We start from the raw sequence: 18728 nt of genomic DNA on the forward strand, positions 1-18728 counted from the left end.
ATCATTAAATAAAATCCACGCTGCCGCGTGGATTTTTTTATTGTCAGCCTTAAACCAAACGCGCCTCTATCGCCGCGGCGAAATCGCGACACATCCGTTCGTCGCCGTCGGCGTTGTCCGCCAATACCGTCTCGCCGTCCACCACCCGAATATGCGCCTCCAAATCGAAATCCGCCGGCGGCTGCGGGCGCGCGGCGGCGGCGGCCATCGTCTGCTGCGCCTCGCGCCACGCCTGCGCCACCGTCTGGTTACAGGCCTGCGCCAGATAGTCCGGGTTGAACCCTTCGCCGGTCAGGCTGCGCAGCGTGTCATCATGGCTGACGCTGTTGCCCGGCAACCAGTAGTGTTGCGCCAGATCCGGGCCGATGGCCGGGTTGTCCGTCAGGTAACCGTCGCGCTGCAGGAAGAACTGGCGGGTTTGTTCCACCGCCATCATCGCCAGCAGATAACCCTGATAAGAGCAGGCGGACTCCAGCGACAGCAGGTGCGGGATCGCCAGCGTCGGGCGCGGGCTGCCGCTGATGCCGAGGATCTTCTGCTCGACCTCGCGCGCCAGCGCGGTGATGGCTTCCGGCGTGCGCTGCTCGTCATCCCACTGATACAGCGCCCACTCGAAGTACGGTACCAGCAGGATATGGCGTTCGTTGAACGCGCGCATCGGCTGGCGCGCCGCGATACCGGCTTCGATTAGCGCATCGGGCACCGCTTCGCCGGCGGCATTTTTCGCATAGCGTTTCAACCAGTCGGCGTCGTCCAGCAGGCTGTCGCAGAACATCGACTGGGTTTCGGCATAGGCCATCGAGGTCGGTGGGAATTCCTGCGAGAAGCACGGCGCATTCTGGCGAATGTTGGCGAAATGCGCCGCGTGGCCGCCCTCGTGGAACAGCGTGTTGAGCCCGTAAGCGCCGCTTCCCACCTGCCCCGGCTGCGCCAGGCTGGTGAAATTGATGCGCGCCGGCACCCATTCCCCCTGGCGCACAAACGGCGGCACCGGGCCGTGCATAAAGCCGTTCTCATACTTGCCTTTGCGCACCAGCAGATCGAGGTTCATCTCGGCGCCGCCAAAGCCGATGTGCAGACGTTTGAAGCTGTCGACCCAGCGCTCCAGCGAACGAGAAAACGGGAAGTAAGGATCCAGTTGGCGGGTGACGTCGCCGGCGCTGGCGAAGCGCACGTTCCACGGCTCCAGCGCCTGGCTGCCCTTGTCGGCCGCCAGTTGCTGCAGGCTGCGGGCGTTGGCCTCGCGGGTTTCCCGCTCGAAGCGATCCAGAATGGCGAACAGCTGCTCCGGCGTCATGCGCTCGGTTTTGTTCACCTTGTAGTCGAAATAGTTGCGATAGCCCATCTGGCGCGCAAAGCGGTTGCGCAGGCCAATCAGTTCCGGCAGGCCGTTATGCAGCAGCCATTGCTCCAGATCGCGCAGCGCCTGCTGCGAGCTGCGGCGGTAGTCTTCGTTCGGGTTGGTCGCCTGGTTGGTCAACAGCTCGCCGAGCGAGGCCGCCACCCGCTGGCCTTCGGCGTTCAGATGCGTCACCTGGTAGCCCTTGCGGCGCGAGTAGAGATCGGATTCGGCGTGGATGATCCGATCCAACAGCGCCTGCGCCTGCGGATCTTCAATGGCGTTGCAGTCGAAGAAACGCAGCCAACCTTGCAGGCCGTGGATCAGCGCATCGCGCTGCGCCTCCTGCGGCAGCGTTTCCAATCCGGCCAGCAGATTGCGGATCTCCGCCAGCCGGCGCGGTTCGGCGATAAAGCGCTTATAGGCGCTTTCCGCGGCGGCAAAGCGCGCCGACACCTCTTCACCGCCGGTGCCCATGTAGTTTTGCCAGAACAGCTCTTCTTTGGCGCGGTGAACGTCGAGGTAATCCTGGTTCAATTGATTGAAGTAATCGAGAGCCTGTTGCATAACCGTCCTTCTCTGCCGATGAGGAAATATCCCAGTATAGTCGCGCTCAGGCCTGACGCAGGCGCTGCAGCCCCTGTTCCAGCGTTTCGCTCTCGCCGGCGGCCACCAGACAACAGGCGACCTGCCGCTGGATGGCCTGCGGGATCGCCACCTCGCCCGCCAGGCAGCGCTCGATCCAGCGCGCGGTGGTTTCCGCGTCTTTCGCCGCCGGCAACGTCGGCGTTTCATCCTGCAAGGTGCGCTCCAGCAACACGCGCTGTTCGCCGCCGGCAATATAGTGAATCTGCGGGCAGCGCAGCGGGTTGGCGTAGGCTTCGCCTTCGGTGCCGTGCATCAACAGCCCGCGGGCGCCGATCTGGCGGAAAAACGACGCCACCCGGCCGACATACTCCGGGTGTGAGACGCTGGCGAGGCGCAGCGCATCCTGTTCGCCGAACGGCGTCGCCAGCTTGGCCAGCGTATGCGCGCTGTTGCGCACCCCCATGCGCCAACGCAGCCCGAGCTGCCGCGCCAGCGGCGCCGACAGCGTGGAAACCGGCATGAACACCGCCTCGCCGTTATCGAGACGCTGCTGGGCGTGAACGGCCTGTTCCGACCACGGCAGCCCCAGGGCGCGGAAAATCTCGGCGCTGGTCACGCGGGTGCTGTCGTCCAGCACGCCATGCACCACCACCGGCAGGCCCACTTTCGCGAGCAGCAGCGCCAGCAGCGGCGTCAGGTTGGCCTGCTTGCGCGCGCCGTTATAGCTCGGCAGCACTACCGGCAGCGGCCGCCCCTGCGGCGCCTGCAGCGGCAACACCTGCTGCTGCATCGCCTGGTAGAAGCCCAGCATCTCCTCTTCGGCCTCACCCTTGATGCGCAGCGCGATCAGAATGCCGCCCAGCTCCAGCTCGGGGACCGCCCCGGCCAGCATCGCCTGATACAGCTCAAAGGCGGTCTGCCGGTCCAGGTCGCGCGCATGGTTTTTGCCGCGGCCTATTTCTTTGATAATTTTGGTGTAATCCATCCGAAGGTTCCCCTTGCTCACTCTTCGGTTAGCATACCCTATCCGCGCCGCCGCTCAACCTCCTCCGCCAGCCGCCGCTGCGCGTCATCGCCGTCGCGCAGCCCGGCGATCACCCCATCGGCATCGTCGGCGCTGCGGTTTTGGCTCATCTTCCATTTGCCTTCGCGCCGGGTGACGGCGATCTCGATACCGACGATGCCTTTAAGCTGCGCGGTGATGTAGTTGGCCGGCGCGTCGTCGAGCCGCCAGGGCGCCGGGCGCCCTCCTTCCTGCTGCGCGGTCAGATCGATCAGCTGGCGCCGCAGCCAGGCCGGGTCGTCCGTCACCGTCGGTACGCCATACAGCTGCACCACGCTGTAATTCCAGGTCGGCACCACTTTGCCGGTCTGGCGCTTGCTCGGATACCAGCCGGGCGACACATAGCCCTCCAACCCCTGAAAAATCACCAGGCATTCCGCCGCGTGCTGCAGCCGCCGCCAGTGCTCGTTGGCGCGCGCCAGGTGCGCCCGCAGCCGGATCTGCCCCTGTTCGACATCGGCCAGAAACGGCAGCGGATCGGCCGTCAATCCCTGCTCGCCGTGGCTGACCAGCAGCCCCAACGGGTGGGCGCGCACCAGCGCCAGTTGGGCATCCAGATCGTCTTCGCGAAATGCGGCGGGTTGAAACATCAGTGTGGCTCCTTACGCTCTCTCATCATGACGACAGTAAAGCACCCGCCGGCGGCCTACTTAAGATCCGCTTTCTGACTATTTCGCGTGATCCGGTTTAACAAGATCAGGGCGACGCCCATCGCCAACAGATTAAATACCATGGCGCCGGCAAAGGCCTCGGCATAGCGCTCCGCCGCGCCGCCGTGCGCCAGCAGCGGCACGAAACCGACGCCGCTGACCACGATGCCCAGCGCGCCCCCCACCTGCTGCACGGTGGCAACCAGCCCCGCCGCCATGCCCGCCTGCCGCTCGTGCGCCAAACCGAGCACCAGATTCAGCAGCGGCGTCATGCTCAGCGCCTGGCCGAATCCCAGCACCACCAACCCCGGCAGCAGCCGCAGCGGATGCGCCAGCGCCGCGCCCCACAGCGCCTGCGCCATCAGCAGCGCCAGCCCGGCGGCGTAAATCGCCACGCCCGCGCTCAGCGCACGGTTGCCCCAACGCAGCGCCAGCCGGGGCGCCAACATCGACGCCAGCATAAAGGCCGCGCTGGCCGGGGCGAACAGGCTGCCCGCCTGAAAAGGCGTCAGCCCCGCCCCCGCCTGCAGCAGCAGCGCGAAACACAAGAAAAACGAGGAGGCGGTGGCATAAATCGCCAGCACCACCGCCATGCCCGGCGCGAAGCCGGCCTGGCGGAACAGCGCCGGATCGAGCACCGCATCGTCGCCGCGCTGCGCCAGACGGCGCTCCCAACGCAGGAAGCCCCACAGCGTCAGCATTGCCAGCGCCAACATCGGCACGATCCACCACGGCCAGCCGCGCGCCGGCCCTTCCAGCAGCGGCAGCAGCAACAGCGACAGGCCGGTCGCCGCCAGCCCCAGGCCAACGCCATCCAGCCGCTGCGCCTGCGCCACCCGCGATTCGGGAATGCGCCGCGCCGCCCACAGCGCCAGCGCGCCGATCGGCAGATTAATCAGAAAGATCATGCGCCAGCCGCTGCCGAACAGGTTGGCCTCGATAATAAAACCACCGAGGATCTGGCCGAAGATTGCCGCCAGCCCCAGCGTCATACCCAGCCAGGCGAAGGCGCGCCGCCGCTGTTGCGGCTCGTACAGCACCCGCATCAAGGCGTAAATTTGCGGAAACAGCAGCGCCGCCGCCGCCCCCTGCAGAATACGCGCGGCGATCAGCAGGCTGAGCGATCCCGCCAACCCGCAAAGCAATGAAGTCAGCGTGAATCCCAGCATGCCGAGGCTGAACAGACGCCGACGTCCGAAGCGATCGCCCAGACGCCCGCCGGCGATCAACAGCACCCCGAACGCCAGTTCATAACCGGCGACGATCAACCCGACGCCGGCAAAATCGGCGGCGAATTCTCGCTGGATCACCGGCGCCGCCACGTTGACCACAAACAGATCGAACACCGTGACGAAGCCGCCCAACAGCAGCACCGGCAGGCCGGCCAACCCTCGCCGTTCACGAGATAATGAATGTTCCATACCACCTCCAGAGATTATGATGGCCGCAGTATGAAACATGTTTTAAACTGTTACTATATAGCCACTTATACTATTACTAACAGCAACAGGACGGCCGCCATGCCCCCACGCACCCTCGAGCGCACTCGCCACGAACTGGCGGATTTTCTGCGTCAAAAACGAGAACAGCTGTCGCCGCAGGCGGTCGGTTTGCCGAGCGGCAGCCGCCGCCGCACGCCGGGATTGCGGCGCGAGGAGGTCGCGGCGCTGGCCGGCGTCGGCCTTACCTGGTACACCTGGCTGGAACAAGGCAGGGAAATCAATGCGTCGGTGGCGTTTTTGGAAAACCTGGCGCGGGTGCTGCAGCTCGACGCCGCCGGCCGCTACCACCTGTTTTTATTGGCGCATCAGCGCCCGCCGGTGCCGGTCGGCCATCAGTGGTGCCAGGTCTCGCCGCTGGTGCGGCGGCTGCTGGACGATTTGGCGCTGCGGCCGGCCTACGTCATGAACCTGAGTTGGGACATCATCGCCTGGAACCCGGCGGCGCAGCGGCTGTTCGCCATCGCCGAACGCCCGCCGGAAGAGCGCAACATGTTGTGGATGCTGTTTGCCGATCCGCAGCTCAATGCGCGCCTGCTGGAGTGGCGGGCGCAGGCGCCGCAAATCCTGGCCAGCTTCCGCCGCGACTACGCTCGCGCGCCGGAGGATGAGGTGATGCGCCAACGGGTACAGGCGCTGGAGCGGGTGTCGCCGCAGTTCCGCCAGCTCTGGCGGCAGCACGACATTCACGGGCGCTGCCAGGGACGGCGCAGCTTCGCCATCCCGGAAATCGGCCCGGTCACCTTTGACCACGCCTCTTTCATCGTCGACGAAGAGAATCACCTGCGGCTGGTGATGTACAGCGCGCTGCCGGACGAACCGGCCAGCGCGGCGTTTGAAGCGCTGCTGCGCGAGGGTTAGCGGCGGCTGTCGAAAATGAGCTTGCAGGCCAGCCCGGCGAACACCCCGCTCAGCAGGTAGTTCGGCCAGCGGGCGCTGAAGCGGCGGCCGGCGAAGCGGCTTTTCATGCCGCTGACCGCCAGGATCACCCCGCCGTTAATCAGCAAGCCCACCAGATTCAGCACCGTCGCCAGCGCCAGCATCTGCACCACCACCGAGCCTGAACGCGGATCGATAAACTGCGGAAACAGCGCCAGCACGAACAGCGCCATTTTCGGGTTGAGGATATTGGTGAACAGCCCCTGGCGGAAGATGCGCGCCGTCGGCACCGCTTGCAACCCGGCGGAAGCCTGCAAACTGCTGCCGGATCGCAGCGTTTTCCACGCCAGATAGAGCAGATAGGCGGCGCCCAGCATTCTTACCGCGTCGTAAGCCAGCGGCACCGCGACGAACAGTTGCGACAACCCCAGCGCCGCCGCCAGCGCGTGACAATACGTGCCGAGCTGAATGCCCGCCAGCGAAGCGAAACCGGCGCGCCGCCCCTGGCTGACGCTGCGCGAAGCGATCAGCAGCATATCCGGGCCGGGGGTCAGCGCCAGCGCCACGCAGGCACCGGAAAACAACAACAGCGTTGCGGCATCAATCATGAATCACCTGATAAGAAGAGGGACGGGAATGGAGCGTCCATCATAGCGGCGCCGACGTGGCTTGTCAGCGCCGCTCGCGTCAGATCACCCACAGATCGAGATACCCGTTGACCGGCATCTGCGCCAGCCGCTGCCGGTCCAGCGACACCTCGAGAATGCGCTGCTGCTGCAGAGCCGGGAACTGGCGCGCCAGGTTGGTTTTGAACTTCTCGACCAGCAGTGGGATGCCCTCTTCGCGCCGCCGCGCATGGCCGATAGGATACTCCACCGCCACCTCATCCAGACGGCTGCCGTCGGTAAACTCCACCGTCAGCGCATTGGCGATCGATCGTTTTTCCGGATCGTGATAATCGCGGGTGAAGGCGGGATCTTCATGGCAGCGGATCTTGCCGCGCAACGCATCGATGCGCGGATCCTCGGCCACCCGATCCTCGTAGTCCGCAGCCGTCAGCCGGCCGAACAGCAGCGGGATCGCCACCATATACTGAATGCAGTGATCGCGATCCGCCGGGTTATCCAGCGGCCCCTGCTTGTCGATAATGCGCAAGCAGGCCTCGTGGGTGCGGATGCTCACTGCGGCGATGTCGGCGGCGGTTTTGCCGGCGGCCTGCATCTGGCGGTGCAGCGTCATGGCCGCCTCCACGGCGGTCTGGGCATGGAACTCCGCCGGGAACGAAATTTTAAACAGCACGTTCTCCATCACGTACGCGCCGTACGGCCGCTGGAAGCGGAAAGGCTTGCCATTGAAAGAGACGTCGTAGAACCCCCAGGTCGGCGCCGTCAGCGCCGAAGGATAGCCCATCTCGCCGGTGGCAGCCATCAGCGCCAGCCGCACCGCGCGCGCGGTCGCATCCCCCGCCGCCCAGGATTTGCGGGTGCCGGCGTTCGGCGCATGGCGATAGGTACGCAGCGACTGCCCGTCCACCCACGCCAGCGACAGCGCGTTCAGGATCTCCGCCCGGCTCAGGCCGAGCATCTGCGCCACCACCGCGGTGGACGCTACCTTCACCAGCAGCACGTGATCCAACCCCACCCGGTTAAAGGCATTTTCCAGCGCCAGGCAGCCCTGGATCTCATGCGCCTTGATCATGGCGATCAGCACCTGCCGCATGGTCAGCGGCGCTTTGCCCGCCGCCACCGCCTGGCGCGAGAGCCAGTCGGCCACCGCCAGGATCCCGCCCAGGTTGTCCGACGGGTGCCCCCACTCCGCCGCCAGCCAGGTATCGTTGAAGTCGAGCCAGCGAATCATGGCGCCGATATTGAACGCCGCCTGCACCGGATCCAGCTGGAAGCGGGTACCCGGCACCCGGCTGCCGTTCAGCACCTCGGCGCCCGGCACCACCGGCCCCAGCAGTTTCTTGCAGGCCGGATAGCTCAGCGCCTCCAGCCCGCAGCCGAGGGTATCGAGCAGGCAATAGTGGGCGGTGCGGTACGCCGCCGGGGTATCGACGGCCTCTTTCATCACATAATCGACGATATCGACCATTTCGCGATCGAACGGCGGACGGCGGGTGTTGGCAGACTCAAGCATCATGATTCCCAAAGGCTCCATAGTGAAAACGACACGATAGCGATCGGCGCTCAGCGCTGATCCAGCGGTACGAACGCCCGCGCTTCCGGCCCGGTATAGTTGGCGGACGGGCGAATGATTTTGTTGTCCTGCCGTTGCTCGATGATGTGCGCCGACCAGCCGCTCACCCGCGCCATGACAAACAGCGGCGTGAACATTTCGGTGGGCACCCCCAGCTGGTGATAAGACACCGCCGAGAACCAGTCGAGGTTGGGGAACATCTTTTTGGTGTCGCGCATCACGCTTTCCAGCCGATCGGCGATGTCATACAGCTTCATCGCCCCCGCCTCCCGCGACAGGCGCAGCGCGATCTCTTTGATCACCTGATGGCGCGGATCGGAGACGGTGTACACCGGGTGCCCGAAGCCGATCACCACCTCTTTGTTGTCGATGCGGCGGCGAATGTCGGCCTCCGCTTCGTCCGGCGTTTCATAGCGTTGCTGGATCTCCAGCGACACCTCGTTGGCGCCGCCGTGTTTCGGCCCGCGCAGCGCGCCAATGGCGCCGACGATCGCCGAATAGACGTCGGATCCGGTGCCGGCGATCACTCGGCCGGCGAAGGTCGAGGCGTTGAACTCATGCTCGGCGTACAGGATCAATGACGCGTGCATCGCCTGCTCCCAACTGGCGGAAGGCGCTTCGCCGTGCAGCAGGTGCAGGAAGTGGCCGCCGATGGAGTCGTCGTCGGTCTCCGGCTGAATGCGCTCGCCGTTGTGGCTGTAGTGATACCAATACAGCAGCATCGATCCCAGCGACGCCAGCAGCCGGTCGGCGATGTCGCGCGCGCCGGCCGCGCCGTGCTGCTCTTTTTCCGGCAGCGTGCAGCCAAGGGCCGAGACGCCGGTACGCATCACGTCCATCGGGTGAGACGCCGCAGGCAACGCCTCAAGCACCGTGCGCACGCTGGCGGGCAGGCCGCGCAGGGCTTTGAGACGGTGTTTGTAGGCCTGTAGCTCATCGCGGTTGGGCAACTTGCCGTGGATCAGCAGGTGGGCGACCTCTTCAAACTCGCAGTGGCGCGCGAGATCGAGAATGTCGTAACCGCGATAGTGCAGATCGTTGCCGCTGCGCCCTACGGAGCACAGCGCGGTATTCCCGGCGGGCACGCCGGATAACGCCACGGATTTTTTCGGCTTAACGCCAGTCGGGCTTTGCGGGGGGATCGCTTGGCTCATACCGTCCTCGTTTGGCTTGTGCGTGAATGGCGCCTATTCGTCGCGCTGGCGAGCGAACAGGGCGTCGAGTTTCTCTTCGAACAAATAATAGTTGATGCTTTCATACAGCTCGTTGCGGGTCTGCATGGTGTCGATGACGCTTTTCTGCGTGCCCTCCTCGCGCAAAGCGCGGTACACCCGCTCCGCCGCGCGGTTCATCGCCCGGAAGGCCGACAGCGGATACAGCGCCATATCCACCTGGGCGCTGCGCAGCTCGTCGGTGGTAAACAGCGGCGTTGCGCCGAATTCGGTGATGTTGGCCAGGATCGGCACCTGCGTCGCTTCGGCGAAGCGGCGGTACATGCCCAGCTCGGTGATCGCTTCCGGAAACAGCATGTCGGCTCCGGCCGCCACGTAAGCCTGAGCGCGCTCGATGGCCGCCTCCAGCCCCTCCACCGCCAGCGCATCGGTGCGCGCCATGATCACGAAGTCTGGATCGCTGCGCGCATCCACCGCCGCCTTGATGCGATCCACCATCTCTCCGGTGGAAACGATGGCCTTATTGGGGCGATGGCCGCAGCGCTTGGCGCCGACCTGATCTTCGATATGCAGCGCCGCCGCCCCGGCCTTGCTCACCGATCGCACCGTGCGGGCGACGTTGAACGCCGAAGCGCCGAAACCGCTGTCCACATCCACCAGCAGCGGCAGCGGGCAAACGTCGGTGATGCGGCGAATGTCGGTCAGCACATCGTCCAAGGTCGAAATGCCCAGATCCGGCAGCCCCAGCGAACCGGCCGCCACGCCGCCGCCGGAAAGGTAGATGGCCTGGAATCCGGCCCGCTGGGCCAGCAGCGCATGGTTGGCGTTGATCGCGCCGGCGATTTGCAGGGGTTTTTCTTTACTCAGGGCCTGACGAAAGGCGAGCCCAGGTGAGCGCAGCGTCATGACGTTTTCTCCGATTAGCCAGATGAAACAGACAGAGCAAGGGGCGGGCCAGGTTGTGCTTCGGTGAGGAAAAAATTAAACACGATAAAAATAAGTGAGTTACAACATATTCAGCGCCATTAGCCTGGCAAAGGGGTAAAAAACGTTTCAGCTAACGTTTCAATCGCTGTTTCACGCAGTAAATTTGAAACATAACTGAAACCGGGCTACACCTAATGCAGCCACTTCCATTCGGTAACCCACCATGAGCGATCACGTCACGCCGGACAAACCGGTGATCTGGACCGTCTCCATCACCCGCCTGTTCGATCTGTTCCGAGACATCAGCCTCGAGTTCGACCATCTGGCAACCATCATCCCGATCCGCCTCGGCTTTGAGGAGGCGGTGCAGCACATCCGCGCCCGCCTGGCTACCGAGCCTTGCGACGCCATCATCGCCGCCGGCTCCAACGGCGCCTACCTGAAAAGCCGCCTGTCGGTGCCGGTCATCCTGGTCAAGCCCGGCGGCTTCGACCTGCTGCAGGCGCTGAGCAAGGCGCGCAGAACCGCCGATCGGATCGGCGTCATCACCTATAAAACCCCTCTGCCCGCGCTGCTGGAGTTCCAGCAGACCTTCGATCTGCCGCTGGAGCAGCGCAGCTACGTCACCGAAGAGGACGCGCGCGGCCAGATCGCCGAGCTGAAAGCCGCCGGTATTCAGGCCGTGGTTGGGGCGGGCCTCATCAGCGAGTTGGCGGAAGAGGCCGGGCTCACCGCCATTTTTCTCTATTCCGCCGCCACCCTGCGCGCCGCCTTCAGCGATGCGCTGGACGTGACGCGCCTGATGCTGGGCGGCAGCAAACGCGGCGGCGATTACGCCGCGCGCAATACCCTGCAGCCGCGCTACGGGCTGGGCGATTTGCAGGGCGACTCCCCGCAGATGGAGCAGATGCGGCGCACCATCATGCTGTACGCCCGCTCGCCGGCAGCGGTATTAATTGAGGGAGAAACCGGCACCGGCAAGGAGCTGGCGGCGCAGGCGATCCACCGGGAATACTTTTCCCGGCACGGCGCGCCGGCCAGAGGCGCGACGCCGCCGTTCGTCGCCATCAACTGCGGCGCCATCGCCGAATCGCTGCTGGAGGCGGAGCTGTTCGGCTATGAGGAAGGCGCCTTTACCGGCTCACGGCGCGGCGGCCGGCGCGGGCTGTTGGAAACCGCCAACGGCGGCACTCTGTTTCTGGATGAGATCGGCGAAATGCCGCTGCACCTGCAAACCCGGCTGCTGCGCGCGCTGGAAGAGAAGGCCGTCACCCGGGTCGGCGGGCAGCAGCCGGTGGCGGTCGACTTTCGCGTCATCAGCGCCACCCACAACCACCTGGAGCAGGCGATTCAACGGGGCGGTTTTCGCGCCGATCTGTTCTACCGCCTGAGCGCCCTGCGGCTGCAGCTGCCGCCATTGCGGGCGCGCGGCGACGATATCGCGATGCTGGCGGAACACTTTCTGAAGCGGTCGCTGGCGGCGCTCGACGTGCCGCTGACGGAGCCGCTGCGCGCCGCCCTGGCCGGCTGTTACGCCGCGCTGAGTCATTACGCCTGGCCCGGCAACCTGCGCGAACTGCGCAACATGATGGAGCGGGTGGCGCTGATGCTGAGCACCGGCACCGCGCCGAACGGCGAGACGCTGCGCTGGCTGCTGCCGGAGCTGGCGGCGGCCACGCCGCCCGAGACGCCGCCAGCGCCCGTCTCCGCCCACGAAGCGCTGGCGCGATGCGGAGGCGACCACGCCGCCGCCGCCCGATTGCTCGGGATCAGCCGCACCACCTTATGGCGCCGGCTGAAAAAAACGAACTGAGCATCAGCCGGCGCGCCGGCCGTCCGAGGCCGGCAGCAGCTGCGCTCGCCGCTCGCCCAGCAGGTTCATGCCCGCCGCCGCCAGCAGGATGATCGCCGCGCCCAACAGCTGCCAGGCCGACAGCCGGTGGCCAAACGCCAGGCGATCCACCAGCATGGCGGCGATCGGGTAGATGAACGACAGCGAGCCGATCAGGTTGGTCGGCAGCTTCTGCAGAGCGCCGTACATCAGCACGTACATCAGGCCGGTGTGCAGCACGCCGAGCGTCGCCAGCATGCCCCACTGCCCAGCGCTGGCCGAAACGTGGAAATCCACCAGCGGCAACAGCATCACCGCCCCTACCGCCACCTGGATCAGCGCAATAAGATGCGGCGGCGTGCCCTTCAGCCGCTTGGCCGCCAGCGCCATCAGGGCGTAAAAAAACGCCGCGCCAAGCGCCAGCGCGATGCCCGCCAAATAATGACTCTGTTCCCCCGCCTGCCGCGGCTGCGCCAGCACCACCAGCATCATGCCGCCGAACGCCAGCCCCAGCCACAGCAGCTTGCGGGCGGTCAGCCGTTCCCCCAGAAACAGCGCCCCCAGCCCCACCAGCATAAACGGCTGGGTGTTGTACACCGCCGTGGCGATGGAGATAGAGGCATAGGAATAGGCGGCAAACAGCAGCAGCCAGTTGATCACCAGCGCCACCCCACCGGCGATCGCCAGCAGCAGCGTGGCGCGCGTCAGCACATCGCGCCGCAGCTGCCCCAGCGCGCCGCACACCGCCAGCAGCACCAGCGCCCCCACCGCGCAGCGCCAAAACACCACGTTGACCACCGGCTGGCCGGACATCAGCACAAACCAGCCGATGGAGCCGGAAATCAGCATCGCCGCCGTCATCTCCAGCGAGCCGCGTTTTATCTCTGCATTCATTCTGCGTTCCTCCAAACTTGCCCAGAGGCATAGCTTGCGGCTTCGCCGGGCGGCTTTCCATAGCATAAAAAAGGCAGATGTGCTTAACTGCCTTTTTATCGTAGCTATAATAAAGAAAACACCTAACGGAGGCGTTATGGATGATATCGATCGCCAGATCCTGACTCTTTTGGCGCAGGACGCGCGCGCGTCGTTGAAGACGCTGAGCGCGCAGGTGGGGCTGTCGTCGCCGAGCACGTCGGAAAGGCTGCGGCGGCTGGAGGAAAGCAGCGTGATCCAGGGCTATACCCTGAACGTCAATCTGCAGGCGGTGGGCTACGCCTTCGAGTCACTGGTGCGCATCAAGCCGCTGCCGGGCATGCTGAAGAAGGTTGAACAGCTGATTCAGGCGATTCCGGAAGTGGTCGAGTGCGATAAGGTGACCGGCGAAGACTGCTTTATCGTGCGGCTGGTGGCGCACTCGATGGCGCAGCTCGATCACACCCTCGATCGGCTGGCCGAGCATGCGCAGAGCAACACCTCGATCGTGAAAACCACGCCGGTCAAGCGCCGCCTGCCGCCGCTGCTCTGATTAACGCCGCCGCTTGCGGGCGAACGGGTTGCCGCGCTTCTTCTCTTTTTTGGCCGCGTCGGCGGCGGATTTCAACGCCGCCAGATGCGCCTTGTCGGCCTCCGGCACCGCGCGCTGTTCGATCGGGAACACCGGCAGCGACGCCAACAGCCGCGAACCGTAGTTTTTGGTCAACAGCCGGCGATCGTAGATCACGATCTCGCCGTAGCATTGGTTGCTGCGGATCAGGCGGCCGACCTGCTGGATCAGGTTGAACGAGGCGCTCGGCAGGCTCTGCACTTCGAACGGATAGCGCTTCAGCGATTTCAGCCACTCGCCTTCGGTAATGATCACCGGGCTGTCGATCGGCGGGAACGCAATTTTGTGAATGTGTACCTGGGTCAGCAGCTCGCCTTTCAGATCCAGCCCTTCGGCGAACGATTGCAGCCCCACCAGCACGCTGGCGACGCCCTTCTCCACCCGCTTGCGGTGCTCTTCCACCAGCCGGTAGCGCGGCTGGTCGCCCTGCACCAGCAGCATCAGCCGCAGATCGGTCACGTAGCTGAGGAAAGTCTGCATCGCCCGGTGGCTGCTGAACAGGATCAGCATGCCTTTGTGTTTGCCGCTCGCCTGCTCAGCGCGGAAACATCGCGCCATCTCCTCAAGGTGCTCCGCCTCGTTGGCGAGAGCCGGTTCGTAGCGCATCTGCGGAATGACAATCTTGCCCTGTTCGACATGATTGAACGGCGAAGAGAGCGTTTCGAAACGATCGCCGGCCTTCTCGCTCAGCCCGCTCATCTCCTGCAAACGCGCGAAGCTGTTCAGCGAACGCAGCGTGGCCGAGGTGACCACCACGTGCGGCACCTTGCGCCACAGCAGCTTCTCCAGCTGGTCGCTGACGCGGATGCCGACGCAGTGCAGGTAAAGATGAGTGACGTTATCGCGCAGCTCGCGCGTGACCCATTTGGAGATCGGCGCGTTGGACGATTTGTCGAGCGCCGCCAGCCGCCACAGCTTGCTCATCGCCTCCAGATAACCCAGCGTGCGGCTCATCTGAATGATCGACCGGTGCAGGCGCACAATGTCATGCTTGCCGGTCTGCTCGGTGAGATCGTTAAGCACGAACTCCGCCAGCCCGCGCAGCGCGTCGGTCAGTTTGAACAACCGCGCGCAGCTCTCCACCATCTCCGCCGGCAGCTCGCCCATTTCAAAACGGTGCTCGGCCGCCACGCTGTCGCCGGGCAGATAGGCGCTGACCTGATGCTCGAAGATCTGCACCAGCTCGCGCAGCTCCTCGCAATGGTTTTTCAGCCGCTCGCTGTTGGCCAGCCCCGGCGGATTCTTCGGCCGGTACTGCGTCATGCACTGCTCGACCTGGCGCACGATCATGTCCAGTTGCAGGTTGGTCGACAGCGCGGTGATTTCCCCGTCGATCTCCAGCGCGTCGCGCGCCACCTCCGGCAAATGGTGGCCTTCGTCCAGCACCAGCAGCAGCTCTTTCGGGTTCGGCAGCACCGATTCCGTCTCCAGCGCCGCCATCACCAGGGCGTGGTTGGCCACCACCACGTCGGCGCTCTCGATCTCTTTGCGGGCGATATAGAACGGGCATTCGCGAATGTAGTGGCAGTTGCGCCCCAGGCAGTTGGCCTTGTCGGTGCTCAGCTTGGCCCACAGCGGATCGTCGATGCTCTGTTGATAGTGATCGCGCAGCCCGTCCCACTCGAAGCGAGCCAGCGCCTTGGTCAGCTTCTGGCACAGCGCCTGCTCTTCGCCGCTGGACGGCGCCAGCTCGTCGTCGAGGAACAGCGTCAGATCGCCCTGTTGGCTGACGTCGGTGCTCATCGCCGCCAGATTGCGCGGGCACACGTAACGCCCGCGGCCAAAGGCGCCGGTAAATTTCAGATCGGGGATAATCTTTTTCAGCAGCGGCAAATCCTTGCTGTAGATCTGGTCCTGCAGCGCCACGTTGGCGGTGCTGACCACCAGCGGTTTGCTCTCCGCCCGCCCGACGGCGATGCCCGGGATCAGGTATGACAGCGTTTTGCCGACGCCGGTCGGCGCCTCGATCGCCAGATGGCGCGGGTAGTCGCCGGCCAGCGTCTTCGCCACCTCGGCGATCATCTGGCGCTGGGGCGCACGGGAAATGAAATCCGGTATTTGCTGCTGCAGGGCTTTGTACCACTGGCCAATCTGATCTTTAACTGCGGAGGAGAGCGCCATTCAACTCTTATCTAAACGAAATGATGGCGCCATTGTCCCACAGACCGCCCGCGGCGTCAGCCCGAGTTACGCCTGCGGATCGATCATCGAGGCGCGCCCGGCGCTAAACGACCACTCGTCCAACTGGGTGGTGGTGATCACCACCATCACATCCTCGGGGCGCAGCCGCAGGTTTTCCGCCAGCAGCGCCGCCAGCCGCCCGTAGAAGCGCCGCTTGGTGTCGGTGTCGCGCGGCCGCCCGGCGGTGATGTAAAACAGCACGAAATCCGCGCTGCGCGGCCCGCCCAGATAGTCGCGATCGTAGATAAGCTCACCGGGGCGGTATTGATCGATCACCTGAAATTTATCCGTCGGTGGCACCTCGAAGGCCTCCACCAGCGCCTGATGCAGGCTGTCGGACAAGGTTTGCAGATAGTCGGCGGACTTGCCCTGATGCAGGGCGATGCGGCTAAACGGCATGGTTGTCCTCCTGTTCCAGTTCACGCAGGCGCGCCACGGCCGACGCCGCCGCGGGCCAGCCGGCGTAGAACGCCAGATGGGTGATGAGCTCGGCCAGCTGCTGGCGCGTCACGCCGTTGCGCTGCGCCAGCTGCAGGTGAAACGGCAGCTGTTCCACGCGGTTGAGGGCCACCAGCGCGGCGACGGTAATCAGGCTACGCTCGCGCGGGCTCAGCGCCGGCCGCTGCCAAATATCGTCAAACAAAACGCGGTCGCTGAGCTGCGCCAGCTTGGGGGCAATATCGCCGAACGCCTGCTGCCCAGCCTGGGATTCTGATGGCATCACACTCTCCTGTCAGTTGCGGATAGCCTTACGCTACCCGCCGCCGCAGCGAGTGAAAATCGGGATTTTCAGCAGTCTCGGTTCAGAAAAACGGGAGGGTTCCCCGCCGGGCGGCGGGGAGGCATCACGATTCCAGCGGGGCAACACCGTCGAAATGGGCGCTCAGCAACGCATTCAGCTCCGGCCGCTGTTCCACCCGCTCTGCGATGGCGTACAGCCGCGGGCAGTGTTGCCGGAACCACGCGCGGCCCGGCCGCCAGTTGCACATCACCGCCACGTACAGATCCAACGCGCTGAAGCTCTTGCCGAGAAACCACGGGCCCGCAGCGCCGGCGGCGGCGTTCAGCTGCCGCAATAAGCGCTCGCGATAATCCATTACCGCGTTTTTCAGCTGTTCCGCCCCCGCCGCCTGCGGCTGCCAGCGATGCGGATGGTCGGCATAGGTGCAGGTGGGGTAAATCTCCGCGTTGATGAACAGCAGCCAGCGCAGAAAACGCGGCAACAGCGGCGAGCCGCCGGGCGGCGCCAGTTCGGCGTGCGGCGCGCGATCGTGCAGCAACAGAATGATCGCCGCACTCTCCGTCATCACTTCGTCATTGGGCAACACTAAGGTGGGCACCTGGCCCAACGGGTTCAGCGCCAGCAGGCGATCGCGCTCCGGGCCGTCCTGCGTGTAGTCCACCTCCTCATAGCCCCAGGGGAAAGCGGTCAACACCAACGCGGCGGCCACGATCGTCGAGCCGCAGCCCTGCGTGCCGAACAAAGTATAAGTATCGTGCATGATTCCTCCCGCAGCGGAACAAGGTATCGATAACTGTAGACCAGCCGCCGACCGTCGGCCGAAGAAAAAATTCACTCTTTACGCGACTTTTTTAATCGTTCGACATGAAAATGAATTTTTTGTCATAAATAGATCACATTACTACGGTAAAAATTCTCCGCCGCCAACAATCAGGCGGCACAGTAAAACAGCAATGCAACTGATGATAAGCGTCTTTCAATCGAATAAAGCAGGGTAACCCATGAAACGTAATCTTCTGGCCGTTATTATTCCGGCACTTTTACTTGCGCAAGCGGCACAGGCAGCAGAAATCTACAATAAAGACGGCAACAAACTCGATTTTTACGGTCGTGTAAAGGCCCTGCATTATTTCTCCGATGATGCCGGCAACGACGGTGATAAAACCTACGTGCGTATCGGCTTTAAAGGCGCGACTCAGATTAACGATATGCTGACCGGCTACGGCCAGTGGGAATATCAGATCGCCGCCAACCACACGGAATCCGACGGCACTAAAGACACCAAAACGCGTCTGGGCTTCGCCGGTCTGAAATATAAGGATCTCGGTTCCTTCGACTACGGCCGCAACTACGGCATCATTTACGACGTCGGCGCCTGGACGGATATGATCCCTGAATTCGGCGACGATGCTTATATCAAGACCGACAACTTTATGAACGGCCGTACCAACGGCGTCGCCACCTACCGTAATAACAACTTCTTCGGACTGGTCGACGGCCTGAAATTTGCCGTGCAGTACCAGGGCAAGAACGAAAACGACGGCCGCTCCGCCAGCAAGGCGAACGGCGACGGCTGGGGCCTCTCCTCCAGCTACGAAATCATCGACGGCCTGAGCGTGGGCGCCGCCTATGCCTCTTCCAACCGCACCACCACGCAAAAAGCGGGCACCTTCGGTAAAGGCGACAAGGCCGATATCTGGGCCGGTGGTCTGAAATACGACAACAACAACGTCTACCTGGCCGCGACTTATTCGCAGAGCCGCAATATCGCGCCTATTTCCGGCACCGCCACCATCAATAACAACGCCACTTCCGTTAGCGGCTTCGCCAATAAAGCGGAAGGGATTGAATTGGTCGCACAATATCAGTTCGACTTCGGTCTGCGCCCATCGCTGGGTTACGTTCAGCAGAAAGGCAAAGATATTGAAGGCATCGGCGACGTCGATCTGGTGAAATATTTCGACGTAGCGGCAACCTATTACTTCAACAAAAACATGTCCACTTATGTCGAATATAAAATCAACCAGCTCGATGACGACAACAAGCTGGGTCTGAAAAACGACGACGTGGTTGTTGTCGCCCTGACCTACCAGTTCTGATGTGATGAATGAATAA

The 18728-nt window shown here is 63.8% G+C and carries 17 protein-coding genes; 4 read left to right on the forward strand and 13 right to left on the reverse strand.

Annotated elements, in window-relative coordinates:
• Positions 1–49: 49 nt before the first annotated feature.
• The 4 genes from ABTW55_RS04545 to ABTW55_RS04560 are packed head-to-tail and all read right to left on the reverse strand — an operon-like array spanning position 50 to position 5061.
• Positions 50–1906 carry a M3 family metallopeptidase gene (locus tag ABTW55_RS04545; RefSeq protein WP_060419967.1) on the reverse strand — a complete coding sequence of 619 codons (1857 nt, stop codon included), beginning with the start codon at positions 1904–1906 and terminating at the stop codon, positions 50–52.
• 46 nt (positions 1907–1952) lie between these two features.
• The gene (ybiB, locus tag ABTW55_RS04550; protein ID WP_060419970.1) at positions 1953–2912 is read right to left on the reverse strand and encodes a DNA-binding protein YbiB; all 960 of its coding nucleotides are present in this window, start codon (positions 2910–2912) and stop codon (positions 1953–1955) included.
• 38 nt (positions 2913–2950) lie between these two features.
• Positions 2951–3580, reverse strand: coding sequence for an FMN-binding negative transcriptional regulator (locus tag ABTW55_RS04555; RefSeq protein WP_060419973.1), 630 nt, complete (start codon positions 3578–3580; stop codon positions 2951–2953).
• A 56-nt stretch (positions 3581–3636) separates the two neighbouring features.
• Entirely contained in the window at positions 3637–5061 is a 1425-nt protein-coding gene (locus ABTW55_RS04560; protein WP_060419976.1) for an MFS transporter, read from the reverse strand.
• Between the two features lie 99 nt (positions 5062–5160).
• Between ABTW55_RS04560 and ABTW55_RS04565 the strand changes: the two genes are divergently transcribed.
• On the forward strand, positions 5161–6000 hold the full coding sequence (locus ABTW55_RS04565) for a helix-turn-helix transcriptional regulator (RefSeq protein WP_033637650.1): 840 nt from the start codon (positions 5161–5163) through the stop codon (positions 5998–6000).
• Here ABTW55_RS04565 and ABTW55_RS04570 read toward each other — a convergent pair.
• The 4 genes from ABTW55_RS04570 to prpB all read right to left on the reverse strand — a co-directional run bounded on the left by ABTW55_RS04570 (position 5997) and on the right by prpB (position 10295).
• Positions 5997–6626 carry a LysE family translocator gene (locus ABTW55_RS04570; protein WP_048321374.1) on the reverse strand — a complete coding sequence of 210 codons (630 nt, stop codon included), beginning with the start codon at positions 6624–6626 and terminating at the stop codon, positions 5997–5999. The genes ABTW55_RS04565 and ABTW55_RS04570 overlap by 4 nt on opposite strands.
• A 79-nt stretch (positions 6627–6705) precedes the next feature.
• Positions 6706–8157 (reverse strand): bifunctional 2-methylcitrate dehydratase/aconitate hydratase, encoded by a 1452-nt coding sequence (locus ABTW55_RS04575; protein ID WP_060422241.1) that lies wholly within the window; start codon positions 8155–8157, stop codon positions 6706–6708.
• 50 nt (positions 8158–8207) lie between these two features.
• Positions 8208–9371 (reverse strand): 2-methylcitrate synthase, encoded by a 1164-nt coding sequence (prpC, locus tag ABTW55_RS04580; protein ID WP_033646891.1) that lies wholly within the window; start codon positions 9369–9371, stop codon positions 8208–8210.
• A gap of 33 nt (positions 9372–9404) precedes the next feature.
• A complete protein-coding gene (gene prpB, locus ABTW55_RS04585) occupies positions 9405–10295 on the reverse strand; it encodes a methylisocitrate lyase (RefSeq protein WP_033646893.1) in 891 nt (296 codons plus the stop codon).
• 244 nt (positions 10296–10539) lie between these two features.
• Between prpB and prpR the strand changes: the two genes are divergently transcribed.
• Complete coding sequence (prpR, locus tag ABTW55_RS04590; RefSeq protein WP_060419979.1) at positions 10540–12129, forward strand: propionate catabolism operon regulatory protein PrpR; 1590 nt, start codon at positions 10540–10542, stop codon at positions 12127–12129.
• A 3-nt stretch (positions 12130–12132) separates the two neighbouring features.
• Here the strand turns inward: prpR and ABTW55_RS04595 are convergent, their stop codons facing one another.
• Positions 12133–13041, reverse strand: a complete 909-nt coding sequence (locus ABTW55_RS04595; RefSeq protein WP_041034093.1) for a DMT family transporter — start codon at positions 13039–13041, stop codon at positions 12133–12135.
• Positions 13042–13177: 136 nt separating this feature from the next.
• Between ABTW55_RS04595 and ABTW55_RS04600 the strand changes: the two genes are divergently transcribed.
• Complete coding sequence (locus ABTW55_RS04600) at positions 13178–13612, forward strand: Lrp/AsnC family transcriptional regulator (protein ID WP_060419982.1); 435 nt, start codon at positions 13178–13180, stop codon at positions 13610–13612.
• Here the strand turns inward: ABTW55_RS04600 and dinG are convergent, their stop codons facing one another.
• From dinG to ABTW55_RS04620, 4 genes are all read right to left on the reverse strand, one after another.
• Positions 13613–15811, reverse strand: coding sequence for an ATP-dependent DNA helicase DinG (dinG, locus tag ABTW55_RS04605; RefSeq protein ID WP_033637643.1), 2199 nt, complete (start codon positions 15809–15811; stop codon positions 13613–13615).
• A gap of 66 nt (positions 15812–15877) precedes the next feature.
• Positions 15878–16270, reverse strand: coding sequence for a tautomerase family protein (locus tag ABTW55_RS04610; protein ID WP_033646903.1), 393 nt, complete (start codon positions 16268–16270; stop codon positions 15878–15880).
• Complete coding sequence (locus ABTW55_RS04615; RefSeq protein ID WP_033637641.1) at positions 16260–16592, reverse strand: carboxymuconolactone decarboxylase family protein; 333 nt, start codon at positions 16590–16592, stop codon at positions 16260–16262. The genes ABTW55_RS04610 and ABTW55_RS04615 overlap by 11 nt, the downstream gene beginning before the upstream one ends.
• Positions 16593–16716: 124 nt before the next feature.
• Entirely contained in the window at positions 16717–17373 is a 657-nt protein-coding gene (locus ABTW55_RS04620) for a glutathione S-transferase family protein (protein WP_060419984.1), read from the reverse strand.
• A gap of 241 nt (positions 17374–17614) precedes the next feature.
• Here ABTW55_RS04620 and ompC point away from each other — a divergent pair, with 241 nt between their 5' ends.
• Positions 17615–18712: a porin OmpC gene (gene ompC, locus ABTW55_RS04625; protein WP_033646909.1), complete on the forward strand. Its 1098-nt coding sequence runs from the start codon at positions 17615–17617 to the stop codon at positions 18710–18712.
• Positions 18713–18728: the final 16 nt, after the last annotated feature.

Source organism: Serratia sp. SM04, from assembly GCF_040280225.1.
In the GTDB taxonomy this organism is placed as follows: Bacteria; Pseudomonadota; Gammaproteobacteria; order Enterobacterales; family Enterobacteriaceae; genus Serratia; species Serratia sarumanii.